This is a genomic window from Saccharopolyspora halophila, assembly GCF_039531955.1.
Lineage (GTDB): Bacteria > Actinomycetota > Actinomycetes > Mycobacteriales > Pseudonocardiaceae > Saccharopolyspora > Saccharopolyspora halophila.
In genome coordinates this window covers 317,439-336,645 of sequence record NZ_BAAARA010000003.1, presented here as the reverse complement: position 1 = coordinate 336,645, position 19,207 = coordinate 317,439, and the positions used below count along the sequence as shown (strand labels likewise).

Annotated in this window: 22 protein-coding genes and 1 tRNA gene; 7 read left to right on the top strand and 16 right to left on the bottom strand. The window is 70.8% G+C overall.

The window, feature by feature from the left end:
- Positions 1 to 2: 2 nt before the first annotated feature.
- Positions 3 to 1,445 (bottom strand): rhodanese-like domain-containing protein, encoded by a 1,443-nt coding sequence (locus tag ABD289_RS06820; RefSeq protein ID WP_344127787.1) that lies wholly within the window; start codon positions 1,443 to 1,445, stop codon positions 3 to 5.
- 531 nt (positions 1,446 to 1,976) lie between these two features.
- On the opposite strand from ABD289_RS06820, the gene ABD289_RS06815 reads away from it, so the two are divergent.
- Positions 1,977 to 2,537 (top strand): helix-turn-helix domain-containing protein, encoded by a 561-nt coding sequence (locus ABD289_RS06815; RefSeq protein ID WP_344127785.1) that lies wholly within the window; start codon positions 1,977 to 1,979, stop codon positions 2,535 to 2,537.
- A 97-nt stretch (positions 2,538 to 2,634) separates the two neighbouring features.
- Positions 2,635 to 3,459 carry a class I SAM-dependent methyltransferase gene (locus tag ABD289_RS06810; protein ID WP_344127783.1) on the top strand — a complete coding sequence of 275 codons (825 nt, stop codon included), beginning with the start codon at positions 2,635 to 2,637 and terminating at the stop codon, positions 3,457 to 3,459.
- 465 nt (positions 3,460 to 3,924) lie between these two features.
- Here the strand turns inward: ABD289_RS06810 and ABD289_RS06805 are convergent.
- The 5 genes from ABD289_RS06805 to ABD289_RS06785 all read right to left on the bottom strand — a co-directional run bounded on the left by ABD289_RS06805 (position 3,925) and on the right by ABD289_RS06785 (position 8,038).
- Positions 3,925 to 3,997: transfer RNA gene (locus tag ABD289_RS06805), tRNA-Ala, on the bottom strand.
- 87 nt (positions 3,998 to 4,084) lie between these two features.
- A complete protein-coding gene (gene sepX / locus ABD289_RS06800) occupies positions 4,085 to 4,975 on the bottom strand; it encodes a divisome protein SepX/GlpR (RefSeq protein ID WP_344127781.1) in 891 nt (296 codons plus the stop codon).
- Between the two features lie 204 nt (positions 4,976 to 5,179).
- On the bottom strand, positions 5,180 to 5,845 hold the full coding sequence (locus ABD289_RS06795; protein ID WP_344127779.1) for a GNAT family N-acetyltransferase: 666 nt from the start codon (positions 5,843 to 5,845) through the stop codon (positions 5,180 to 5,182).
- A gap of 7 nt (positions 5,846 to 5,852) precedes the next feature.
- On the bottom strand, positions 5,853 to 7,076 hold the full coding sequence (gene glp, locus ABD289_RS06790; RefSeq protein WP_344127777.1) for a molybdotransferase-like divisome protein Glp: 1,224 nt from the start codon (positions 7,074 to 7,076) through the stop codon (positions 5,853 to 5,855).
- Positions 7,077 to 7,135: 59 nt separating this feature from the next.
- On the bottom strand, positions 7,136 to 8,038 hold the full coding sequence (locus ABD289_RS06785) for a UTP--glucose-1-phosphate uridylyltransferase (protein ID WP_344127775.1): 903 nt from the start codon (positions 8,036 to 8,038) through the stop codon (positions 7,136 to 7,138).
- A gap of 37 nt (positions 8,039 to 8,075) precedes the next feature.
- Between ABD289_RS06785 and ABD289_RS06780 the strand changes: the two genes are divergently transcribed.
- The 4 genes from ABD289_RS06780 (at position 8,076) to mscL (ending at position 10,306) form a co-directional block, all read left to right on the top strand.
- On the top strand, positions 8,076 to 8,672 hold the full coding sequence (locus ABD289_RS06780; RefSeq protein ID WP_344127773.1) for a 5-formyltetrahydrofolate cyclo-ligase: 597 nt from the start codon (positions 8,076 to 8,078) through the stop codon (positions 8,670 to 8,672).
- A gap of 96 nt (positions 8,673 to 8,768) precedes the next feature.
- Positions 8,769 to 9,113 carry an FmdB family zinc ribbon protein gene (locus ABD289_RS06775; protein ID WP_344127771.1) on the top strand — a complete coding sequence of 115 codons (345 nt, stop codon included), beginning with the start codon at positions 8,769 to 8,771 and terminating at the stop codon, positions 9,111 to 9,113.
- A 205-nt stretch (positions 9,114 to 9,318) separates the two neighbouring features.
- A complete protein-coding gene (locus ABD289_RS06770; RefSeq protein ID WP_344127769.1) occupies positions 9,319 to 9,774 on the top strand; it encodes a hypothetical protein in 456 nt (151 codons plus the stop codon).
- 88 nt (positions 9,775 to 9,862) lie between these two features.
- Positions 9,863 to 10,306, top strand: a complete 444-nt coding sequence (mscL, locus tag ABD289_RS06765) for a large conductance mechanosensitive channel protein MscL (RefSeq protein WP_344127767.1) — start codon at positions 9,863 to 9,865, stop codon at positions 10,304 to 10,306.
- A 28-nt stretch (positions 10,307 to 10,334) separates the two neighbouring features.
- On the opposite strand, the gene ABD289_RS06760 is transcribed toward mscL, so the two are convergent.
- Positions 10,335 to 10,529: a hypothetical protein gene (locus tag ABD289_RS06760; RefSeq protein WP_344127765.1), complete on the bottom strand. Its 195-nt coding sequence runs from the start codon at positions 10,527 to 10,529 to the stop codon at positions 10,335 to 10,337.
- 73 nt (positions 10,530 to 10,602) lie between these two features.
- Here ABD289_RS06760 and ABD289_RS06755 point away from each other — a divergent pair, with 73 nt between their 5' ends.
- A complete protein-coding gene (locus tag ABD289_RS06755; protein ID WP_344127763.1) occupies positions 10,603 to 10,941 on the top strand; it encodes an antitoxin in 339 nt (112 codons plus the stop codon).
- Positions 10,942 to 11,005: 64 nt separating this feature from the next.
- Here the strand turns inward: ABD289_RS06755 and ABD289_RS06750 are convergent, their stop codons facing one another.
- The 9 genes from ABD289_RS06750 to mrf form a co-directional block, all read right to left on the bottom strand.
- Complete coding sequence (locus tag ABD289_RS06750) at positions 11,006 to 11,506, bottom strand: MogA/MoaB family molybdenum cofactor biosynthesis protein (RefSeq protein ID WP_344127761.1); 501 nt, start codon at positions 11,504 to 11,506, stop codon at positions 11,006 to 11,008.
- 279 nt (positions 11,507 to 11,785) lie between these two features.
- Positions 11,786 to 13,192, bottom strand: a complete 1,407-nt coding sequence (locus ABD289_RS06745; RefSeq protein ID WP_344127759.1) for a trypsin-like peptidase domain-containing protein — start codon at positions 13,190 to 13,192, stop codon at positions 11,786 to 11,788.
- A gap of 122 nt (positions 13,193 to 13,314) precedes the next feature.
- Positions 13,315 to 14,388 carry a galactose-1-phosphate uridylyltransferase gene (galT, locus tag ABD289_RS06740; RefSeq protein ID WP_344127756.1) on the bottom strand — a complete coding sequence of 358 codons (1,074 nt, stop codon included), beginning with the start codon at positions 14,386 to 14,388 and terminating at the stop codon, positions 13,315 to 13,317.
- Positions 14,385 to 15,182, bottom strand: a complete 798-nt coding sequence (locus tag ABD289_RS06735) for a DeoR/GlpR family DNA-binding transcription regulator (protein WP_344127754.1) — start codon at positions 15,180 to 15,182, stop codon at positions 14,385 to 14,387. Before ABD289_RS06735 ends, galT begins: the two co-directional genes overlap by 4 nt.
- Positions 15,183 to 15,289: 107 nt before the next feature.
- Complete coding sequence (locus ABD289_RS06730) at positions 15,290 to 16,717, bottom strand: HAMP domain-containing sensor histidine kinase (RefSeq protein WP_344127752.1); 1,428 nt, start codon at positions 16,715 to 16,717, stop codon at positions 15,290 to 15,292.
- Positions 16,718 to 16,728: 11 nt separating this feature from the next.
- A complete protein-coding gene (locus ABD289_RS06725; RefSeq protein WP_344127750.1) occupies positions 16,729 to 17,424 on the bottom strand; it encodes a response regulator transcription factor in 696 nt (231 codons plus the stop codon).
- Positions 17,425 to 17,553: 129 nt separating this feature from the next.
- Complete coding sequence (rpmF, locus tag ABD289_RS06720; RefSeq protein ID WP_344127748.1) at positions 17,554 to 17,706, bottom strand: 50S ribosomal protein L32; 153 nt, start codon at positions 17,704 to 17,706, stop codon at positions 17,554 to 17,556.
- Positions 17,707 to 17,723: 17 nt separating this feature from the next.
- Positions 17,724 to 17,975: a type B 50S ribosomal protein L31 gene (locus ABD289_RS06715; RefSeq protein ID WP_344127745.1), complete on the bottom strand. Its 252-nt coding sequence runs from the start codon at positions 17,973 to 17,975 to the stop codon at positions 17,724 to 17,726.
- Positions 17,972 to 19,201, bottom strand: coding sequence for a ribosome hibernation factor-recruiting GTPase MRF (gene mrf / locus ABD289_RS06710; RefSeq protein ID WP_344127743.1), 1,230 nt, complete (start codon positions 19,199 to 19,201; stop codon positions 17,972 to 17,974). Before mrf ends, ABD289_RS06715 begins: the two co-directional genes overlap by 4 nt.
- Between the last annotated feature and the right edge of the window lie 6 nt (positions 19,202 to 19,207).

The following is a 19,207-nucleotide window of genomic DNA, read 5'->3' as shown; positions in this document are numbered from 1 at the left end:
CCTCAGGAAGAACTGCTGCTCTCGCCCGGCTCGGTCATCGGCACGCCCGCCGCTGCAGCGGCGTCGAACGTGTCGTCCACGAGCACGACCGTGCGGCCTGCGGCCTCCAACAGCGAGGTCGCCGCGGTGGCCCGGTAGCCGCTGCCGCAGTGCACCCACACCGCGCCTGCGGGTGCTTCGCCGAGCCGGTCCTTGAGCTCGTAGAGCGGGATGTGCACCGCGCCGGTGATGTGGGACGCGGCGAACTCCTTGTTGGTGCGCACGTCGAGCACCACCTCGGGTGCCGGGAACCCGTCGGAGTCGCCTGCCAGCGCGGCCGCCAGGTCGGAGAAGGTGGCCGTCGGCGTGCTGCGCAGCTGACTCCGGTCGGCGGCCAACTCCTCCGGGGTGCCCGCGGCAGCACCGGCGAACTTGTCGATGCCGATGCGGGCGAGCTCGCGCTGGGCCGCGCCGACCTCCTCGCGGGACTCCCCGAGCAGCGTGATCGGGGCGCCCCAGTCGATCATCCAGCCGAGCCAGGTCACCATCGGTCCGTCCAAGCCGAGGCTGACCGTTCCGGCGAGGTGCGAGACCACGTAGGCCTTGCGGGAGCGCAGGTCCACCACCCACTCCCCATGATCCAAGCGGCTCCGCAACTCCTCGGGTTCGGCGCGCACCGGCTCGCGCAGGTCCAACGGCTCCGGGCCGGTGGTGTTCTGCACGCCCATGTGCGCGTAGTACGCCGGGTAGGCGTCCAGTCCGGCCAGCGTCTGCTCGACGAAGTCGCCCTCGGCCAACGTCAGCGCCGGGTTGATCCACTTCTGCTCGCCGAGCGTGGCCGAGTCGCCCGTTGCCTGGGTGGCCGAGCAGAAGCTGCCGAAACCGTGGGTCGGCCAGATCTGCGCGCCGTCGGGCAGCATCGAGGCCAGCTTCTGCGCCGATGCGTGCTGGTGCCGGGCCAGCTCCTCGCTGTGCTGCTGCCCCAGCAGGTCGGTGCGGCCGGTCGTGCCGAACAGCAGCGATCCACCCGTGAACACGCCGACCGGCCCCTCCGCGCCTTCCAGCGCGTAGGACAGGTGGTGGAAGGTGTGCCCCGGCGTGGCCAGCGCCCGCACCCGCATCCGCGGCGACAGCTGCACCACGTCGCCATCGGCGAGCGGACGCCGTTCGAACGGCACCTCGTCGGCGGCGGCCAACCCGTACTCGGCACCGGTCAGGCGGGCCAGCTCCAGGCCGCCCGAGACGTAGTCGTTGTGCACGTGCGTGTCGAGCACCAGGGCGATCCGCACGCCGAGCCGTCCCGCCACCGCGATCACCCGGTCCACGTCCCGCTGCGGGTCGATCACCACCGCCACTTCACCATCGCTGACGAGGTAGCTGCGGTCCCCCAGCGAGGTCGTCTCGATCACCTCGACGACCAGGCCGCCGGCCTGCCGTTCGTCCTTCACCGCGTTCGTCGCCGTCACCACGCGCACCCCTCTCCACCTCACGTCCGACCTCGCCCAGCCGATACCGGGCACCGGGGCTGCGAACGCACGGCTCGCGAACACCGCGCCGAGAACCGGGCTGGCAAGCCAGCGTGGCAGCACCGCGCAGCCGTAGCGAACCGAAGAACTCACAAAGGCCAAATCAGGCGAGAACACGCCAAGAACAGCCACCCACAGGGCACCTGCCCAGGTCCGACCTAGCCCGCGAAGACGCTCGCGCCCCGCGAGCACGAGCCCGCCTGCTGATCGAGCAGAACGCGCACCGCAGCCTCGCGCTCACCGACATCGCCGAGGCGGCGGGCATGGGCTGCCGCACGGTCACCCGCTGCACCACCGAGGCGATCCGGCACGCCCAAGAGCTGCTGAAAGCTCCGTTCACACCGTCGAGCGGATCGCGGCCCAGACCGGGCTGCCCACGACCAGCAACTTCCACATCCGGACCGTGGGCGTCAACCCCGGCAGCCATCGCAGGATCTTCCGGGTCCAGGCCGCGGCTATAGCATCGCGGGCATGGCGCAAGACGAGCTGGACGGACTGGTGCGCAGGCGGATCCGCGCGCTGCGGGTCGCGCAGGGCTGGTCGTTGGAGGAGCTGGCCGGCCGGGCGACGATGAGCCCGTCCTCGCTCAGCCGGATCGAGAACGGCCAGCGGCGCATCGCGCTGGACCAGCTGGTCACGCTCGCCCGCGCCTTGGACACCTCGCTGGACCAGCTGGTCGAGACGGACACCGACGACGTGATCAGCAGTCCGATGATCGACGGGGCCCACGGGGTGCTGCGGTGGGCGATGAAGGCGGAGCCCGGCATGTCGGTCATGCGCCACCGCATGACCGATCCGCCACCGGACAACCCGGCGCGGATGCGCGCGCACCCGGGGCACGAGTGGATCGTCGTGCTCTCGGGGACTGCGATCCTGATGCTGGGCGATCGGCGCTTCCGGGTGGAGACCAACCAGGCCGCGGAGTTCCCGACGATGCTTCCGCACGCGATCGGCGCGGCTGAGGGGCCGTGCGAGCTCCTGGGCATCTTCGACCGGGACGCCCGCCGCGCGCACTCGCCCGAGAAGTCCTGACCTGGTTCGTTGCGCGTCCGGGCAACGGAACGACGACCTTCTTGCGTTGCAGGCAAAATGCTGTGCTCGCAAAGCACAGTCGGCCTAGCGTGGCGTCATGAGCCACGAATCCCGCAACCACCAGCACTCGCACGGTGACATCCTCGACCTCGACGCGGAGGTGCTCGGCGAGCACAACGCCGACATCGTCGCCTGGTTGCCCGTGCAGACCCCGCCCCGGCATGTCATCGACCTCGGCAGCGGGACGGGCACGGGCACCTTCGCCCTGCTCGCCCGATTCCCCGAGGCGCAGGTGACCGCCGTGGATTCCTCCGCCGAACACCTGCAGCGATTGGCGGTCAAGGCCGACGAGCTCGGTCTGACCGACCGCGTGCGCACCGTCCAGGCCGATCTCGATGCGACGTGGCCCGAGCTCGGCGAACCCGACCTGGTGTGGGCTTCGGCCTCGCTGCACCACGTCGCCGAACCCGAGCAGGCGCTGCGCCGGATCCACGACCTCCTCGCTCCCGGCGGAGTGCTCGCCGTGGTGGAGCTCAGCGGATTCCCCCGGTTCCTGCCCGCCGACGGCCCCGCGCACCAACCGGGCCTGGAGGAACGCTGCCACGCCATCACCGACCGCCGCGCCAACGAGCGCCTGCGGCACCGCGGAGCCGACTGGGGATCCGTGCTCGCCGGCACCGGGTTCACCCTCGCTGGGCAGCGAGCGCTGACGATCGACATCGAGGCCGCCCGCTCGGAGGCGGTCGGGCGCTACGCCTTGCAGAGCCTGCAGCGCATCGGCCGGGCGGTCGCCGAGGAGCTCTCCCCCGACGACCGCGCGGCGCTCGATCAGCTGCTCGACGCCGAGAGCCCGAACCACGTGCTGCGCCAACCCGGTCTCGCCGTGCGCACCGAGCGCACCGCCTGGGCGGCTGCGCGGTAGAAGCTGCGCGCAGGTCAACGGTCAGCCGGGGCGTGCTGGCGCGCGCAACCCCGGGAGTCACGCGGCCTTCGGTGGCGATGTCGTCGTGATGCTCGGGCTCGCCGTCGAAGACGGTGCGGCACGCGTGGTTGAGCGCGTCCAGCACGGTGTCAGCGGATCGACCGGTTCGGCACGGGTCATGGCGCACGTGCCACAAGGCGGTGGCCGCGTCCCGGATCATCGTGCGGTCGTCGTAGTACCTCTAACCGTCCTCGCCGACCAGCGGACCGCAGCCGCGGAGGAACTCCCCCACCCGACGCCGAATCCGGCTCCGACTGCGAACCTGTTCCGCTCCACGACCAACGCGCCCAGCTCGCCAACCCATCGAGCCAGCATCGCGGAGCTCGCGGCGGGATCGGCTCCCGCAATGGATACGCGGAACACAAAAAGGCTCGTGCTCTCCGCGAGCACGAGCCTTTTATTGGGTGGAGCTGAGGGGAATCGAACCCCTGACCTTCTCGATGCGAACGAGACGCGCTACCAACTGCGCTACAGCCCCTCGCCGGATCGCTCCGGCTTTGTTGTGTCGATAGCTTATCAACCGGGGATCGGGCCTTTCGCAGCACCCCCCGAATGGCGGTTGGGGCTACTCCCCGACCGCGCGCCGGTAGGGCTCCCAAGTGCGTTCGTCGAGGTCGTCGAACATGGGGTCCTCGTCGTCGATCTCGACGCGGACACCGCGCTGCACGGGCGGCCGGATGTCGGCGGCCCGGTCTTGGGCGCCGAAGTGGCGATCCAGGTGCGCCTCGGGCTCCATGTCGAACTCGGCGTCGAAGTCGTAGTCGTCCTCGAACTCGTCGAGCTCGGGAACGCGCTCCGCGCGCGGGTAATCGGCCCGGGCTTCGCGGTCCTGCTCCTCCGGGTACTCCTCCTCGTACTCCGGCTCGGCCTCGACGTCGTGTTCGCCGTTGAGCCGGGCGAGGCGGCGAGCGCGGATGTCCTCCTCTATCCGGACCTGCCGACGCAGGTACGTGAGGTATCCCACCAGCGAGAGGTCGACGGCCGCGTGCAGCCACCACAGCACCGAGGTCACCAGAGCGGCCAGGATCCCGGTGGTCACCGCGAGCAGGAGCATGGTCAGCACGATGCGCTGCCTGCGGGCGTACTTGGCGCGAGCGGCCAGCGCGGCCGCCTCCGGGTCGTAGCCGCCGCGGCCGGGGCGGTAGCGCCGGCCCGCGCGGGCGTCGTCGCTGTTCACCGGGCGCCAGTCGGCGTCCTCCGGTTCCTGCTCGGTGTCCAGCTCGGCGTCGATGTCGGCCTGGTCCTGCTCGGTGTCGGGCATGCCGTACTCCTCCACCCGGTCGATTGTCGCGGCTCCGGAGCGTTCCGGTCGCCGATCGCTACCCCGCCGCACGACGCGTGCGGCGAGCGCGGAGTCGGTGGTCTTGGACACTTCCTGCCTGCGGCGGGCGAACATCGGCACCAGGACGACCAGCCATGCCGCCGCCAACGCAGCGAAGATCAATGAGCTCGGCATGCTGCGCCACCTCCCCCTGGCCACCGGCAGTACACAAATCTGCGACCGCCACGCTAGTCACAACCGTCACTCCTGTCTCGCTGCCACGCCGAGCCACACCCGCCTCAGGTCAAGAGAACCGCACCGACCCGCCGATCGTCGGCACCCTCGGCCCCGGCGTGTCGGATTCCGGCCCCGAACGAGCGGCCGGCCGGCGGGGAGCGCTCAGGGACGGCTCGCGCCGCCGGCGCGGATCAGCCGGAACACGGCGCCGTCCGGAACGTCCTCGGTGGTCAAGCCGTAGACGTAGTGATCGCGCCAGGCTCCCGCGACGTCGAGGTAGCGCTTGAACAGCCCCTCGTGGCGGAACCCGGCCTTCTCCAGCACCCGCACGCTGCGGTCGTTCTCCGGGCGCACGGTGGCCTCCAGCCGGTGCAGACCGACGCGGCGGAAGCAGTGATCGGTGGCCAGCGCCACCGCGGCCGTCGCGATGCCGCCGCCAGCCTTGTCCTGCGCGACCCAGTAGCCGATCCAGGCCGAGCGCAGCGCGCCGCGCACGATGTTGCCGACGGTGAGCTGGCCGGCGAACGCACCGTCGACGGTGATCGCGAACGGCAGCATCTGCCCGCGCCGGGCCATCCCGCGCAGCGCGATCCACTGCGCGGGCCAGGCCATTCGCGAGTTGCGCTCCTGCCAGCCGCCGAACGCGGTGGGCTCCCACTCCTGCAGGTAATCGCGATCGCTGAGCCGGGTCCTGCTCCACGCTCCGGCGTCGGCCAGCCGGGGCGGCCGCAGAGCGACCGATCCCCGAGCCGTGATCAGCGGGCCGAGCCGGGCGGGCCACCCGGGGTGGCGGCCGATCGGGAGCCCATCAAGGTCGGTCGGCTGCATCGACGGCTCAGGCGCGCTGCGAGAGGAACCGAACCTGCACGTCCTCGCCCGCGGCGACCTCCGTGGTGTGCTCGTCGATCACGATCAGGCAGTTGGCCTCGGCCAGCGAAGCCAGCAGGTGCGAGCCGGACGTACCGAGCGGCTGCACGAGGTAGGAGCCGTTGTTCGGATCGCGCACCAGCTGCCCGCGCAGGAAGCCCTGCCGGCCGGAGGTCGCGGTGATCGGGGAGAGCAGCTCGGCCGACACCGTGCGCCGGTGCGGGTTCTGCTTGCCCAGGGCGGAGCGAATCAGCGGCCGGACCAGCACCTCGAAGGCCACCAGCGCGCTGACCGGGTTGCCGGGCAGCACGAAGGTGGGAATCTCGTCCGGGCCCAGGCGCCCGAAGCTCTGCACCGAGCCGGGCTGCATGGCCACCCGGTCGTCGTCGAGTTCGCCCAGGTCGGCCAGCGCGGAGCGGACCTCGGCGCCCGAGGCTCCGCCGACGCCACCGGCGATCACCACGATCTCGGACAGCAGCAGCCGCCCCTCGACGACCTCGCGCAGCCTGCGCGGATCGCTGTTGGCGATGCCGACCCTGGTCACCTCGGCACCGGCGTCGCGAGCGGCCGCCGACAGCGCGTACGAGTTGACGTCGTAGACCTGGCCCTGGCCGGGCGTGCGGTCCACGTCGACCAGCTCCTCGCCGAGCGAGATCACCGACACGCGGGGGCGCGGGTGAACCAGCACCTTGTCCCTGCCGACCGCGGCGAGCAGCCCGACCTGCGCGGAACCGATCGGGGCCCCGCGGCGCACCGCGACGTCACCGGTCTGCACGTCCTCACCGGTGCGGCGTACGAACGCCGCCGAGGGCACCGGCTTGCTGAGGGTGACCTTGGCCGGGTGCTGGTCGGTGTAGTCCAGCGGCACCACGGCATCGGCCAAGGTCGGCAACGGCGCGCCCGTGGCCACCTTCACCGCCTGGCCGGGCTGGAGTCTGCGCGGCTGGCGAGATCCGGCCGGGATCTCGCCGACCACGGGCAGCACGGTGGTCTCCTCGTCGGCGGCCTGCACGTCCACGCTGCGCACCGCATAACCGTCGACGGCGGCCTGGTCGAATCCGGGCAGCGCCCGCTCGGCCACGACCTCCTCGGCGCAGAGCAAGCCCTGCGCCTCGGAGATCGCCACGCGAACCGGTGCGGGCCGGACGGCGGCCTGCAGCACTCGTGCGAGCTGCTCGTCCACTGACCTCATGGCTGTTCGCCTTTCCCCGCTGCATCGCGCCGGGACACCGCGTTCCTGGCGCGATCGCCTCAGCTCCTGTTGATCCGCTCGGCGAGCCAGTCCCGCAGGTCCGGCCCGTACTCGGGATCCGCTAGCGCGAAGTCCACCGCAGCTTTGAGGAAACCGCCAGGATTTCCCAAGTCGTGTCGCCCACCGCTGTGGACCACGACGTGAACCGGGTGTCCCTCGGAGATCAGCAACGCTACGGCATCGGTGAGCTGAAGTTCGCCACCGGCGCCGGGCTCGATGCGGCGCAGGGCGTCGAAGATGGCCCGGTCCAGCAGGTATCGACCCGCGGCGGCGAAGTTCGACGGCGCGTCGGCGGGTTTGGGCTTCTCCACCATGCCGTGCACCCGCTTGACGTCATCCTCACCTGTATCGGTGACGTCGAAGATCCCGTAGGAGGGAATCTTCTCGTCCGGCACCTCGAACGCGCACAGCACGCTGCCGCCGTGGTGCGCGCGAACCTCGGCCATGCGCCGCAGGACGCCGGTCGGCAGCACCAGGTCGTCGGGCAGCAGAACCGCGACGGCCTCGTCGGAGTCGGTGAGATTCGCCTCGGCGCAGCCGACGGCGTGGCCGAGGCCGAGCGCCTTGTCCTGCAGCGCGGTCTCGGCGCTGATCAGCTCGGGCGCTCGCTGCACCTTGCGCAGCAGGTCGTCCTTGCCGCGCGCTTCGAGGGTTTGCTCCAGCTCGGGGCTGGATTGGAAGTATTCCGTGACCGCCTTCTTGTCCGGCGAGGTCACGATGACCAGGCGGTGCGCCCCCGCCTCGGCGGCCTCCGCGGCCACCAGCTCGATCCCTGGGGTGTCGACGACCGGGAGCAACTCCTTGGGCACCGCTTTCGTGGTGGGCAGGAATCTGGTTCCCAGGCCTGCCGCAGGCACGATGGCGGTCCGGAACGCGGTCGGCGTGCTCGTCGGGCTGCTCATAACGCCGCAGCTTATCGGGGAGCCCTACAGTGGAGCTGTGAGCACACTGGATGAATTCCGTACGTCCAAATCGCAGTGGCGCGACCAACTGTTGCAGCAGCGCCGTGGGCTCGAGAAATCTGTCCGCGCGGCCGATGACGAGCGACTTCACCCGGTGCTGTCCGGCTGGCTCGGCGAACGCGGGGTGAACACGGTCGCGGCCTACGTGCCGGTCGGCGGCGAACCGGGCGGGGAGCTGCCCGCCGTGCTGCGCTCGGCGGGTCTGCGGGTGCTGCTGCCGATCGTGGTCGATCGCGCGTCTCCGCTGGACTGGGCCGAGTACACGGGCCCGGACTCGTTGCAACCCGCGACCTACGGGCTGCTGGAACCGGCCGGCGATCGACTCGGCGCGTCGGCGATCGCGCAGGCCGATGCGGTGCTGGTGCCCGCGCTCGGGGTGGATCACCGGGGCGTCCGGCTGGGACGTGGCGCTGGTCACTACGACCGCTCGCTGCCGCTGGCGAATCCGGACGCGGCGCGCATCGGCGTGGTGCGCGAGGCCGAGTTCGTGCCCGAGCTCCCCGGAGAATCGCACGACGTGCTGATGACCTGGGTGATCACGCCCAGCGGCGGGGTGCGCGAGCTGCCGATGTGACGCAACGAGGTTTGCGCTGGGTAGTCATCCTGACGCATTATTCTATTAGCACTCCTGTAGTTCGAGTGCCAAGCCTAGTTTCGGAGGTTCGCGGCCGTGCCCACCTACCAGTACGCCTGCACCGCATGTGATCACCGCTTCGAGCAGGTGCAGTCGTTCAGCGAGGATTCGCTCACCGAGTGCCCGCAGTGCGACGGCCGACTCCGCAAGCTGTTCAACGCCGTCGGCGTGGTGTTCAAGGGCAGCGGTTTCTACCGCACGGACAACCGCACCTCGTCGTCGAACTCCAACGGGTCGAGCTCCAACGGCTCGTCCGGGTCGAGCGGCGACTCGGGCAGCGGCTCCGGCAGCGGTTCGAGCGACTCGTCGGGCAGCTCGTCCGCGTCGTCGAGCTCGTCGGCCTCCTCGAGCAGTTCCTCGAGCGCCCCGGCGGCTTCCTGATCGCAGCTCTCCCCCATCGCCGACCGCTCGGACGAGCGGTCGGCGATTTTCGTCTGCGCCGAGCACCCGGCCGTCCACCGGAGGTGTGAGGCGAGTTATCCACACCGGGCCGGTTCATCCACAGATTCGCGGTTCGTCCTTCCCGCCCGCCATCGGCACTGCCTAGCTTCGCCGGAACCGATCCGCCGAACCCGGGAGTGCGCCGATGGTCCGCGAACTCAACGCCAAGTTGCTCGACCGCCTCGTCGCGCTGCGCGGCAGGCGCGGGGCCCTACTGGCCCGGCGCGTCGTCGCCGCTGCGCTGTTGCTGCTGGCGGCCGCACTGGCGATCGGCCAACGAACCGCAGCACCGGACCAACGGGCGGACGCGGCGCCTGCGCACGAGCCCGCGCTGGTCGCGGCGCCGATACGACTGGCCGATCCGGACATCGCGAAGTTCCTCCGGCCGGGCAGGCGGGTGGACATCGTCACGGAGCCCGCAGCATCGGGCGAAGGGTCCGTGCTCGCGACCGATGCGGCCGTGGTTTCCGCTCCGGAGGCCGGTCCCGGCGGCACCGGCCCCGAGCGGGGCGGCGTGCTGTTCGTGAAGCTGCCGGAGCACTCGGCCGCCAAGGTGGCGGCGAAATCCTTGACGCAGCAGGTGACGGTTACGCTTCGCTGAGCATTCGGCTAGCGCAGGTCACCCGGTATCGCGGTTCGTCGCCTGACCGGGGTGGCCCACGGCCCATCACGCGGAGAGGAGCTGCAGCGTGCTCAGCGGATTCAAGGACTTCCTGATGCGCGGCAACGTGATCGAGCTGGCCGTGGCCGTGGTCGTCGGCACGGCGTTCACCGCCCTGGTCACCGCCTTCACCAGCAACATCGTCAAGCCGTTCATCGCAGCCTCGGGCGGCGACAACGTGCACGGGCTCTCCTACCAGCTGGTCGAAGGCAACCCGGCGTCGATCATCGACTTCGCCGCGGTGATCAACGCTGTCATCACGTTCCTCATCACGGCCGCGGTGGTGTACTTCCTGTTCGTCGTGCCCCTGAAGAAGATCTCCGAGCGACGCGGGAAGGACACCGAGGCCGGGCCCGCCGAGCCGACCGAGGTGGAGCTGCTGCTGGAGATCCGCGATCTGCTCCGCCGCGAGCAGGGTCCGCCCGAGGTCGACGGCCGAGCCGGGAGCCCGGTGCCCGACAGCAAGAGCTGACCCTTCCGCCGCGAGTGCGGGGCGGTCGTCAGCCGTGATGCGGCGGGCGGTTCTCCTCGTACCACCGATCGCCGCGCGCCTGCCCCGGATCGGGCCGGTCGTCCGAGGTCTCCTCCGGCAGGACGTCGCCGAAGATCTCGGCGAGCCTGCGCTTCCTGGCTCGTTCGTCGGTGTCCGCGCTCCGGGCCGCCTGCCCGGAGCGGGGCGCTTCTTCGCTGTTCACACCTCCATGGTCCCGCTGGCCACGGGTTCGACCAACAGGCAGGCGTCAACCGCTGTGACTTCCGTTACCCTTGGTGGTGCAGGCATGGCTCAATCCGATGCCGCTGGAGGCGATTATGGGTTTCCTGGACAAGGCCAAGGGGCTGGCGGACCAAGCCAAGGGCAAGGCCGGTGAGCTGGCCGAGAAGGCGGGTCCCGGTGCGTCCAAGGGCATCGACGCGGCCAAGGAACGCGTCGACAAGGCCACCGGTGGCAAGTACCACGACCAGATCGAATCGGTCAGCAACAAGGTCGAGGGCGTCATCAACAAGGACCAGAACGGCCAGTCCCCCAAGGGCGACGAGGGATCGGGCTCCGGCAACGCGGATTCGACCGGGAAACCGGACGACCCGAACGCGGGCCCGAAGAACTGACCGAAACAAAGCGGCGGGGGGCCCGCTCGGGCCGCCGCCGCTGCGTTTCGTCAAGGGCGACTCGTCAGGGAGCGTCGATTCCGGAGAGCTGCTCGATGACGTGTGCCACCAGCGGGGTGAGCGTGGCCATGCCGTCCCGGACGGAGGCCCGCGAACCCGCGAGGTTGACCACCAGGGTGCTGCCGGAGACGCCGACGAGACCGCGCGAGACGCCCGCGTCGACCGCCCCCGCGGCGAGCCCGGAGGCGCGCAGGGCCTCCGCGATGCCCGGGATCGGCCGGTCCAGCACGCCCGCGGTCGCGTCCGGGGTGACGTCCCTCGGGGACACGCCGGTGCCGCCGACGGTGATCACCACGTCCACACCGCCGATCACCGCGGTGTTCAGCGCGTTGCGGATGTCCACTGTCTCGCCGGCGACCGCCACGGCGCCGTCGACGATGAATCCCGCCTCCTCCAGCAACTCGGTCACCAGTGGACCGATGTTGTCCTCCTGCTCGCTCTGAGCGATCCGGTCGTCCACCACGACCACCAGAGCCCGTCCCAGCCGCTGCGCGCTGCGTTCCATGTCGCTCACCGTAGTGCCAAGGTCGGCTTCGGTCAGGTCAAGGGAGTCGGTGAGATCCACCAAATTCGGCGTCCCGCTCGCGGTGACGGTGCTCGGCTTGTCGAACATGGGTTCCTCCGAGTTGCGAAAGTGCGCCCGGTGCACGGGCGCAGCGCCGGCCGGGCCGCGACGCAGGAAGGGGGCAAGCCCGCGGCCCGGCCAACGTTGCGAGCACGACCGGAATCGGCCGTGCGGTCTGAGCGATCCCGCGACCTCGCGCGAAGTCGCGGGACGCGCGGGTCAGCCCGGCTGGCCGGTCAACGTCACCTCGACGGTGCGCTCACCACCGCCGCCGTTGAGCGTGACCTCGACCTTGTCGCCCGGGTTGTGCGAGCGAACCGCCGCGACCAGCGAGTCCGGGTCCTCGATGGCCCGGTCGCCGAACTTGGTGATCAGCTCGCCCGGCTTGATGCCCGCCTTCTCGGCCGCCCCACCGGGCGAGACGCTGCGGACGAGCGCGCCGGGCCGGTCACCGGGCATGATCACCACGCCGAGCGTGGTCTGCGAGGCCTGACCGGTGTTCTTCAGCTCGGTGGCGATGCGCCGGGCCTGGTCGATCGGGATCGAGAAGCCCAGGCCCACCGAACCGGACTGCTGCTGACCCGATCCGGGGCTGTAGATCGCGGAGTTGATGCCGACCACGCGGCCGTCCATGTCCACCAGCGGACCACCGGAGTTGCCCGGGTTGATCGCGGCATCGGTCTGCAGCGCGTTGAGCACGGTGTCCTGGCTGCCGGATTCGCCGCCCGCGCGCACCGGGCGGTCCTTGGCGCTGATGATGCCGCTGGTCACGGTGCCGGAGAGGCCGAACGGCGAACCGATGGCCACCACCGGCGCCCCCACCGGCAGGTCGTCGCTGCGCCCGAGTTCGGCCGGGGTCAAGCCGGTGATGTCGGCCTTGACCACCGCCAGGTCGGACTTCGGGTCGGTGCCCACGACCTCGACCGATGCGGAGCGGTGGTCGTGGAACATCGCCTTGATCTGACCGCCCTGGCCGCCTTCGACGACGTGGTTGTTGGTCAGGATCAGCCCGTCGGAGCTGAGCACGATGCCCGAGCCCTCACCGGAGCCCTGCATGCCTTGCACCTGCAGCTGGACCACGCTGGGCAGGACCTTCTGCGCTACCTGCTGCACGGAACCGGCCGGTGCGTTGCTGGCGCTGCGGGCGGGCGGGGACTGCTCGAGCGCGGTGTTGTTCGAACCGCCGCTGCCGCTGAGCTGGTACCCGATGACGCCGCCCGCGCCACCACCGACCAGGCCGCACACCAGCGCCAGCACCGCCACGCCCGCAACCATGCCGCGGCGCTTGGGCTTCTGCCGCTGGGCCGGAGCGGCCCCGTAGGGCTGCTGCCACGGCTGCTGGAACTGCTGGGTCTGGTGCTGCTGCTGGCCGTAGAACGGCGGCGGTTGCTGGGCCGCGTAGGGCGGCTGCTGACCGGTGTAGGGCTGCTGCGAAGCGTGCGGCTGCTGCGGTGACTCCATCTTGTCCGTCGACTGCTGGCTCAGCGGCGTTGACTGCGGCTGGTCACCCGATTGCGCGGGCTGCTGCGGCGGCACCCCGGCGCTAGGTGTGTCGCCCGCATCCGCGCCCTCGCGCGGCTTGGGTTCGTCCGGCTTGTCGCCGGGTTCCGGGGTGTGATCGGTCATGGTTCTACTCTGCTCCCGGCGTCTGAGAAGTGCCTGAGATCCGGCTGTGGCCACGGATGATAAGTCCCGGAGATTCCGAGTGATCTTCCTCCCGCGCCACCTGCGACCTGTCCTCGACCACCTCAGCGCAAGCGATCGGCGATCTGTTCCGGGGTGACGTCGTTGATCCAGACGGCCATGCCGGACTCCGATCCGGCGAGGTACTTGAGCTTGTCGGCAGAGCGCAGCACGGAGAACACCTCGAGGCGCAGCCAGGACAGATCGCGCCCGGTGTTGACCGGGGCCTGGTGCCAGGCGGCGATGTAGGGCAGCGGGCGGTCGTAGAGACCGTCGAGCCTGCCCAGCACGTCGAGGTAGACGTTGGCGAAGTCATCGCGTTCGGCGTCGGTGAGCGCGGCGATGTCGGGCACCTGACGACGCGGAACCACGTTGACCTCGACGGGCCAGCGGGCAGCGGCGGGCACGAACGCCGTCCAGTGCTCGGAGTCGATGATCACCCGCTCGCCGCTGGCGCGCTCCGCCTCCAGCACGTCGCCCATCACGTGCCTGCCGTGCCGCTGCAGGTACTCCTCGGCGGTGCGCAGCATCTTCTCGGTGCGCGGCGTGACGAACGGGTAGCCGTAGATCTGGCCGTGCGGATGGTGCAGCGTGACGCCGATCTCCTCGCCGCGGTTCTCGAAGCAGAAGACCTGTTCCACCCCGGGCAGCTCGCCGAGCGCGGTGGTGCGGTCGGCCCAGGCGTCCACCACGCCGCGCACCCGCTCCGGGCTCAGCGCGCCGAACGAGGAGTCGTGGTCGGAGGTGAAGCACACGACCTCGCACCGCCCGCTGGCGGGCGCCGACGGAACCATCGGCATCCCGGGCACGGTGGACTCCCCGACCGCGATCCCCTGCGCGAAGGACGGGAACTGGTTCTCGAAGACGGCCACCTCGTAGTCGGGCTCGGGGACTTCGGTGGGACGCTCCGGCGTGCTCGGGCACAGCGGGCAGGAACCTGCCGGCGGCTTGTACGTCCGCGACTGCCGGTGCGCGGCGATGGCCACCCATTCGCCGGTGAGCGGGTCCCGGCGCATCTCCGAGGCGGGTTCCTGCGGCGGCAGGTCCCGGGCGTCCTCGGCGGTGCGGTCCGGTGCGGCGTCGCTGTCGAAGTAGACGATCTCTCGCCCGTCGGCCAGCCGACGCGAGGTGCGCTTCACTGTTGTTCTTCCTCCTCAACACCCTGCTGATCGGCCAGCTCCAGCTCCAAGTGCTCGCCGAGCTCGGCACGCGCGTCCTGCGGCAGGCCCTCGTCGCTGATCAGCAGGTCGACCTCGTCGAAGTCGACGATCGTGGAAATTCCGATGGTCGACCACTTGGAACTGTCGGCGACGACCACGAGACGGCTCGCGGCCTGGGCGAACGCCCGGTTGGCTTCGCTCTCGTCGAGGTTCGGCGTGGTGAACCCGGCGCGCGGGGCCATCCCGTGCACCCCGAGGAAGACCACGTCCAGGTGCAGCGAGCGCAGCGACTGCACCGCCACCGGCCCGACCAGCGCGTCCGAGGGGGTCCGGACACCGCCGGTGAGCACCACCGTGCGGTCGACGCGCCCGCGCTGCTGCAGCGCATCGGCCACCCGCACCGAATTGGTGACCACGGTCAGGTCGGCGACGTCGTCGAGGTGCCGGGCCATCGTCCAGGTGGTGGTCCCGCCGGAGAGCCCGATCGCGGTGCCGGGCTGGACCTGCTCGGCCGCCAGCCGCGAGATGGCCTCCTTCTCGGCCAGCTGGCGCACCGATTTGACCTCGAAGCCCGGTTCGTCGGTGCTGCGCCCGACGGTCGAGGTGGCGCCGCCGTAGACCTTCTCCACCAGGCCGCGGCGGGCCAGCGTGTCCAGGTCCCGGCGGATCGTCATGTCCGAAACGCCGAGTCGCAGCACCAGGTCACCGACCTGCACGGCACCGGTCCGGCGCACCTCGTCCAGGATCACCTCCTGGCGCTGTCGCGCGAGCACCGCCACCCCCTCTCGCCAGAGCACATCAAGTCAACACAAAACAACATTACCTGACGCAATAATGGCAATGAAGGTGAAAGTTCGCGGCAGCGGGTGCTAGTTGATGTTCATTGCTGTTCGGTGTTCGGCGGGTTCCCGGGAAGTGACATGTGCAGCAACGCGCCCCCTTCGGGAGCCGCCCCGGCCCAGACCGAACCGCCGTGGCGCTCGGCGACCTGCTTGACGATCGACAACCCCAGCCCGGAGCCGGGCTGGGTCCGGGCATCCGAGGAGCGGTAGAAGCGCTCGAAGACGTACGGCCGGTCGGCCTCGGCGATGCCCGGCCCGCTGTCGGCGACCTCGAACGCGGCCATCCCGGTGCTCTCCTCGACGAAGAGCTCGACCCGGACCACGCCGCCCTCCGGGCTCCACTTGGCGGCGTTGTCCAGCAGGTTGAGCGCCGCGCGCTCCAGCGCGGTCGCATCGCCCATCATCGTCCACGGCGTGGTGCGCACGGTGAACTCCACGCGCGGCGCGCGCAGCCGGGCCCGGCTCAACGCCCGCTCGATGACCTCGACCAGCTCCAGCGGCTCGTGCACGGCCTGCGGCGCGTCCTCCCGCGCGAGCTCGACCAGGTCGCCGACCAGCGCGGAGAGCTCCTCCACCTGGGCCTGCACATCGGCGAACATCTCGTCGCGGTCCTGCTCGGACAATTCCGGAGCGCCCGGCTTGGCCGAGGCCAGCAGCAGTTCCAGGTTGGTGCGCAGCGAGGTCAGCGGGGTGCGCAGTTCGTGCCCCGCGTCGGCGACGAGCCTGCGCTGGCGCTCCTGCGACTCGGCCAGCGCCGAGAGCATCCCGTTGAAGCTCATGGTCAGCCGGGCCAGCTCGTCGTCACCGGTGACCGGGATCGGACGCAGATCACCGGTGAGCGCGACGCGCTCGGTGGCGGCGTTGAGCCGCTGCACCGGCCGCACGCCCGCGTGCGCGACGGCGGTGCCCGCGGCGGCGGCCAGCAGGATTCCCGCGCCGCCCATGACCACCAGCACGAAGCTCAGCCGCGCGAGCGTGCTCTGGGTGGGCTTGAGCGAGGTGGACATGACCAGCGCGGCGCGGTCGCCGCTCGGCACCGCGATCACCCGGCTGTTGGTCGCGTGATCGGTGCGCAGCGAGCGCTGCGACTCGCCCTTGGCCACCGCCAGCTCGGCGTAGCTCATCGGCGGACGGCGGTCTGGCCCGACCGCGGTGCCGTCGGCGGAGAGCACGTTGATCTTGAAGTTGCTGGCCACGAAGAACGCCACCGGCACCTGCTGCAGGTTGTTGGTGCGCACCAGCGGGCCGTTCGCCGCGTCCACCGCGCGTTCGGTGAGGCTGTCGTCGAGCTGCTGGTACAGGCTGTCCTGCACGGTCACGAAGGCCGCGACCGACACCAGGGCCACCGCGCCCGCCACGCAGACGGCGGCGAGCCAGGTGACCCGGTTGCGCAGCGAAACGCGCTGGAAGCGGCTGCGGCGCACCGGCTGTTCGAGTTCGGGCGGTGGTGGGGCGGAAGCACTCATCGAGTCGTCCATCACGGGGGTGTTTCGCGGAGCACGTAACCGACGCCCCGGACGGTGTGGATCAACCGCGATTCGCCCTCGGCCTCGGTCTTCCTGCGCAGGTATCCGACGTAGACCTCCAGGGCGTTGCCGGAGGTCGGGAAGTCGTAGCCCCAGACGTCCTCGAGCAAGCGGCTGCGGGTCAGCACCTGCTTGGGGTGGCTCATGAGCAGTTCCAGCAGCGCGAACTCGGTGCGCGTGAGGCTGATCGGGCGTTCGCCGCGGCGGACCTCGCGAGTACCGGGGTCGAGCTCCAGATCGGCGAAGCGCAACGCCGCCGGGTGCGAGTCCGGGCCGGTCTCGGGCGGGCCGGTGCGGCGCAGCAGTGCGCGCAACCTCGCGAGCAGCTCCTCGAGCGCGAAGGGCTTCGGCAGGTAGTCGTCGGCGCCGGCGTCGAGCCCGGCCACGCGGTCGGAGACCGCCTCCCGCGCGGTGAGCACCAGGATGGGCAAGTCGTCACCGGTGCTGCGCAACCGCCGGGCGACCTCGAGACCGTCCAGCCGGGGCATCATCACGTCGAGGACGATGGCGTCGGGCCGGTTCTCGACCAGGTGGTCCAGGGCCTGTTGACCGTCCGCTGCGAGCTCGACCTGGTAGCCGTTGAACTGCAGAGACCTCCGCAGCGACTCACGTACGGCACGATCGTCGTCGACGACGAGGATGCGCATGGGCACAGTGTTGCGCGTAGCCCTGAGAACGAGCTGAGAACCCCCGCCCCCTCCGCGCGTCGCGGTGACCTCGCTCACCACGACCGGCGCGCGCCGATCACTCGCCGTGACGGCGCGCGCCGGATCGCGTCAGGACCGGTGGAAGTGCCGGATCAGCGCGCGCGGCACGAGCTTGCGCTCGCCGTCGACCACGATCGGCACCAGATCGGGTGCCGCGGCCTTCCACTGCGACCGACGGGTGCGGGTGTTGGCCCGCGACTTCTTCCGCTTGGGAACCGCCATCGCTGCCTCCGTTTCGCTCAGCGGGTGCGGCCGCCGTAGCGGCGGTGGAACTTCTCGACTCGGCCCTGGGTGTCCAGGACGCGCTGGTTACCCGTCCAGAACGGGTGCGAGTACGCCGTCACGTCGACGACGATCAGCGGGTAGGTGTTGCCGTCCTCCCACTCGACGGCGTCCGCGGAGGTGGCCGTCGAGCGGGTCAGGAAGCTCCGACCTGTGGCGCGATCGCGGAAGACCACCGGCCCGTACTCGGGGTGGACATCTGGTTTCACTGGTTTCCTCCCATTTCGGATTCATCGAGCTCGCGAGCCCCGGAGGACTCGCACGGATCGCGGTGGAACTCGGCGAACGGATCGTCGTAACCGGCCCAGCTCTGCCGGCCCGCGGCGAGTTCGTCGTCGGTGAGCAGCGCGCGCAGCAGGGCCTGGGCGATCTCGCTCGGATCGGCCTCGTGGGCGATCACGACGAGCTCCTGGGCTCGGTCGCCGTAGTGGTCGTCCCAGTTCAACGCGGCCCGCAGCCGCCGTTCGTCGGCGATCCCGGACCAGTCGCCCTGCGCGGCCAGCCACGGCCCGGCGTGCCCGACGCCGAGCCCACCGCCCGCCGACTCGATCCACAGGGCGTCGTCCGGCCGGGTGGCCACCCAGATGCGGCCGCGAGTGCGGACGACGCCCTCCAGGAGCACGTCGATGGCCTCGTGCAGGCGTTGCGGGTGGAACGGGCGGCGCTCCTCGAACAGCAGCGTGGTCACGCCCGCGTCGGTCTCCAGCGGCGGCTGACCGCGCAGCAGGCGGCCGTGCGGCCCGTCGACCTCGCCGCGCCGGGCGTAGTCGGGGATCTCGGCGAGCAGCCGCGCGATGTCGTCGCGAGTTCCCCACGGCGCGGATGGGGCGAGCCGGGCGAGAACCGCCTCGGTGCGAGACCGGGTCCAGCGGTCTTCGGCGGCCCCGGCCAGCACGATCGCGTCGGCGAACTCGACCTGACCGACGGCGACCTGGGCGACGGTGCGCTCGTCGTCGGCGCTGCCTCCCATGCCGCGCTCGACCAGCTCCTCGTCGCCGGTGGCGTCGCGCAACCAGGTCCGCTGGTCGACGGTGGTCAGCACCGCTTCGATGTCGATGTCATCGACGAGCGGACGGCCGTCCAGCTCGACGTGGCGCAGCGCCCAGCAGATCGTCTCCGGCTCCAGGGCGATGTCCAGGCGCACCACTACGCGCCGCACGTCCGGGCGTTCCGCGAGCCGACGCAGCAGCGGCAGCATGTCCTCGCGCAGGGTGCACGACACGCAGCCGTGGGCCAGCTCCAGCACGTGCGCGTCGGACTGCGACCCGTGCCGGGTGTTGCGGCTGACCACGCCCCCGGCGACCGCGCGCAGGTCGTGGTGCACCAGCGCGGTGCCCTGCGGATCCTGCCGCCACAGCGCCTCCGAGGCGTCTGCGACCTGCTGCTGGTCGATCCCGGCCACCATGATCAGCGGGGTCCGCGAGTCGGTGTCCATGCTCAC

Bases quoted from the DNA above. Each gene is read 5' to 3' on its own strand.
- ABD289_RS06815 (WP_344127785.1), top strand. From the start codon at position 1,977: ATGGCGCAAGACGAGCTGGACGGACTGGTGCGCAGGCGGATCCGCGCG.
- ABD289_RS06810 (WP_344127783.1), top strand. From the start codon at position 2,635: ATGAGCCACGAATCCCGCAACCACCAGCACTCGCACGGTGACATCCTC.
- sepX (WP_344127781.1), bottom strand. From the start codon at position 4,975: ATGCCGAGCTCATTGATCTTCGCTGCGTTGGCGGCGGCATGGCTGGTC.
- ABD289_RS06795 (WP_344127779.1), bottom strand. From the start codon at position 5,845: ATGCAGCCGACCGACCTTGATGGGCTCCCGATCGGCCGCCACCCCGGG.
- glp (WP_344127777.1), bottom strand. From the start codon at position 7,076: ATGAGGTCAGTGGACGAGCAGCTCGCACGAGTGCTGCAGGCCGCCGTC.
- ABD289_RS06785 (WP_344127775.1), bottom strand. From the start codon at position 8,038: ATGAGCAGCCCGACGAGCACGCCGACCGCGTTCCGGACCGCCATCGTG.
- ABD289_RS06770 (WP_344127769.1), top strand. From the start codon at position 9,319: ATGGTCCGCGAACTCAACGCCAAGTTGCTCGACCGCCTCGTCGCGCTG.
- ABD289_RS06750 (WP_344127761.1), bottom strand. From the start codon at position 11,506: ATGGAACGCAGCGCGCAGCGGCTGGGACGGGCTCTGGTGGTCGTGGTG.
- ABD289_RS06745 (WP_344127759.1), bottom strand. From the start codon at position 13,192: ATGACCGATCACACCCCGGAACCCGGCGACAAGCCGGACGAACCCAAG.
- ABD289_RS06730 (WP_344127752.1), bottom strand. From the start codon at position 16,717: ATGAGTGCTTCCGCCCCACCACCGCCCGAACTCGAACAGCCGGTGCGC.
- ABD289_RS06725 (WP_344127750.1), bottom strand. From the start codon at position 17,424: ATGCGCATCCTCGTCGTCGACGACGATCGTGCCGTACGTGAGTCGCTG.
- rpmF (WP_344127748.1), bottom strand. From the start codon at position 17,706: ATGGCGGTTCCCAAGCGGAAGAAGTCGCGGGCCAACACCCGCACCCGT.
- mrf (WP_344127743.1), bottom strand. From the start codon at position 19,201: ATGGACACCGACTCGCGGACCCCGCTGATCATGGTGGCCGGGATCGAC.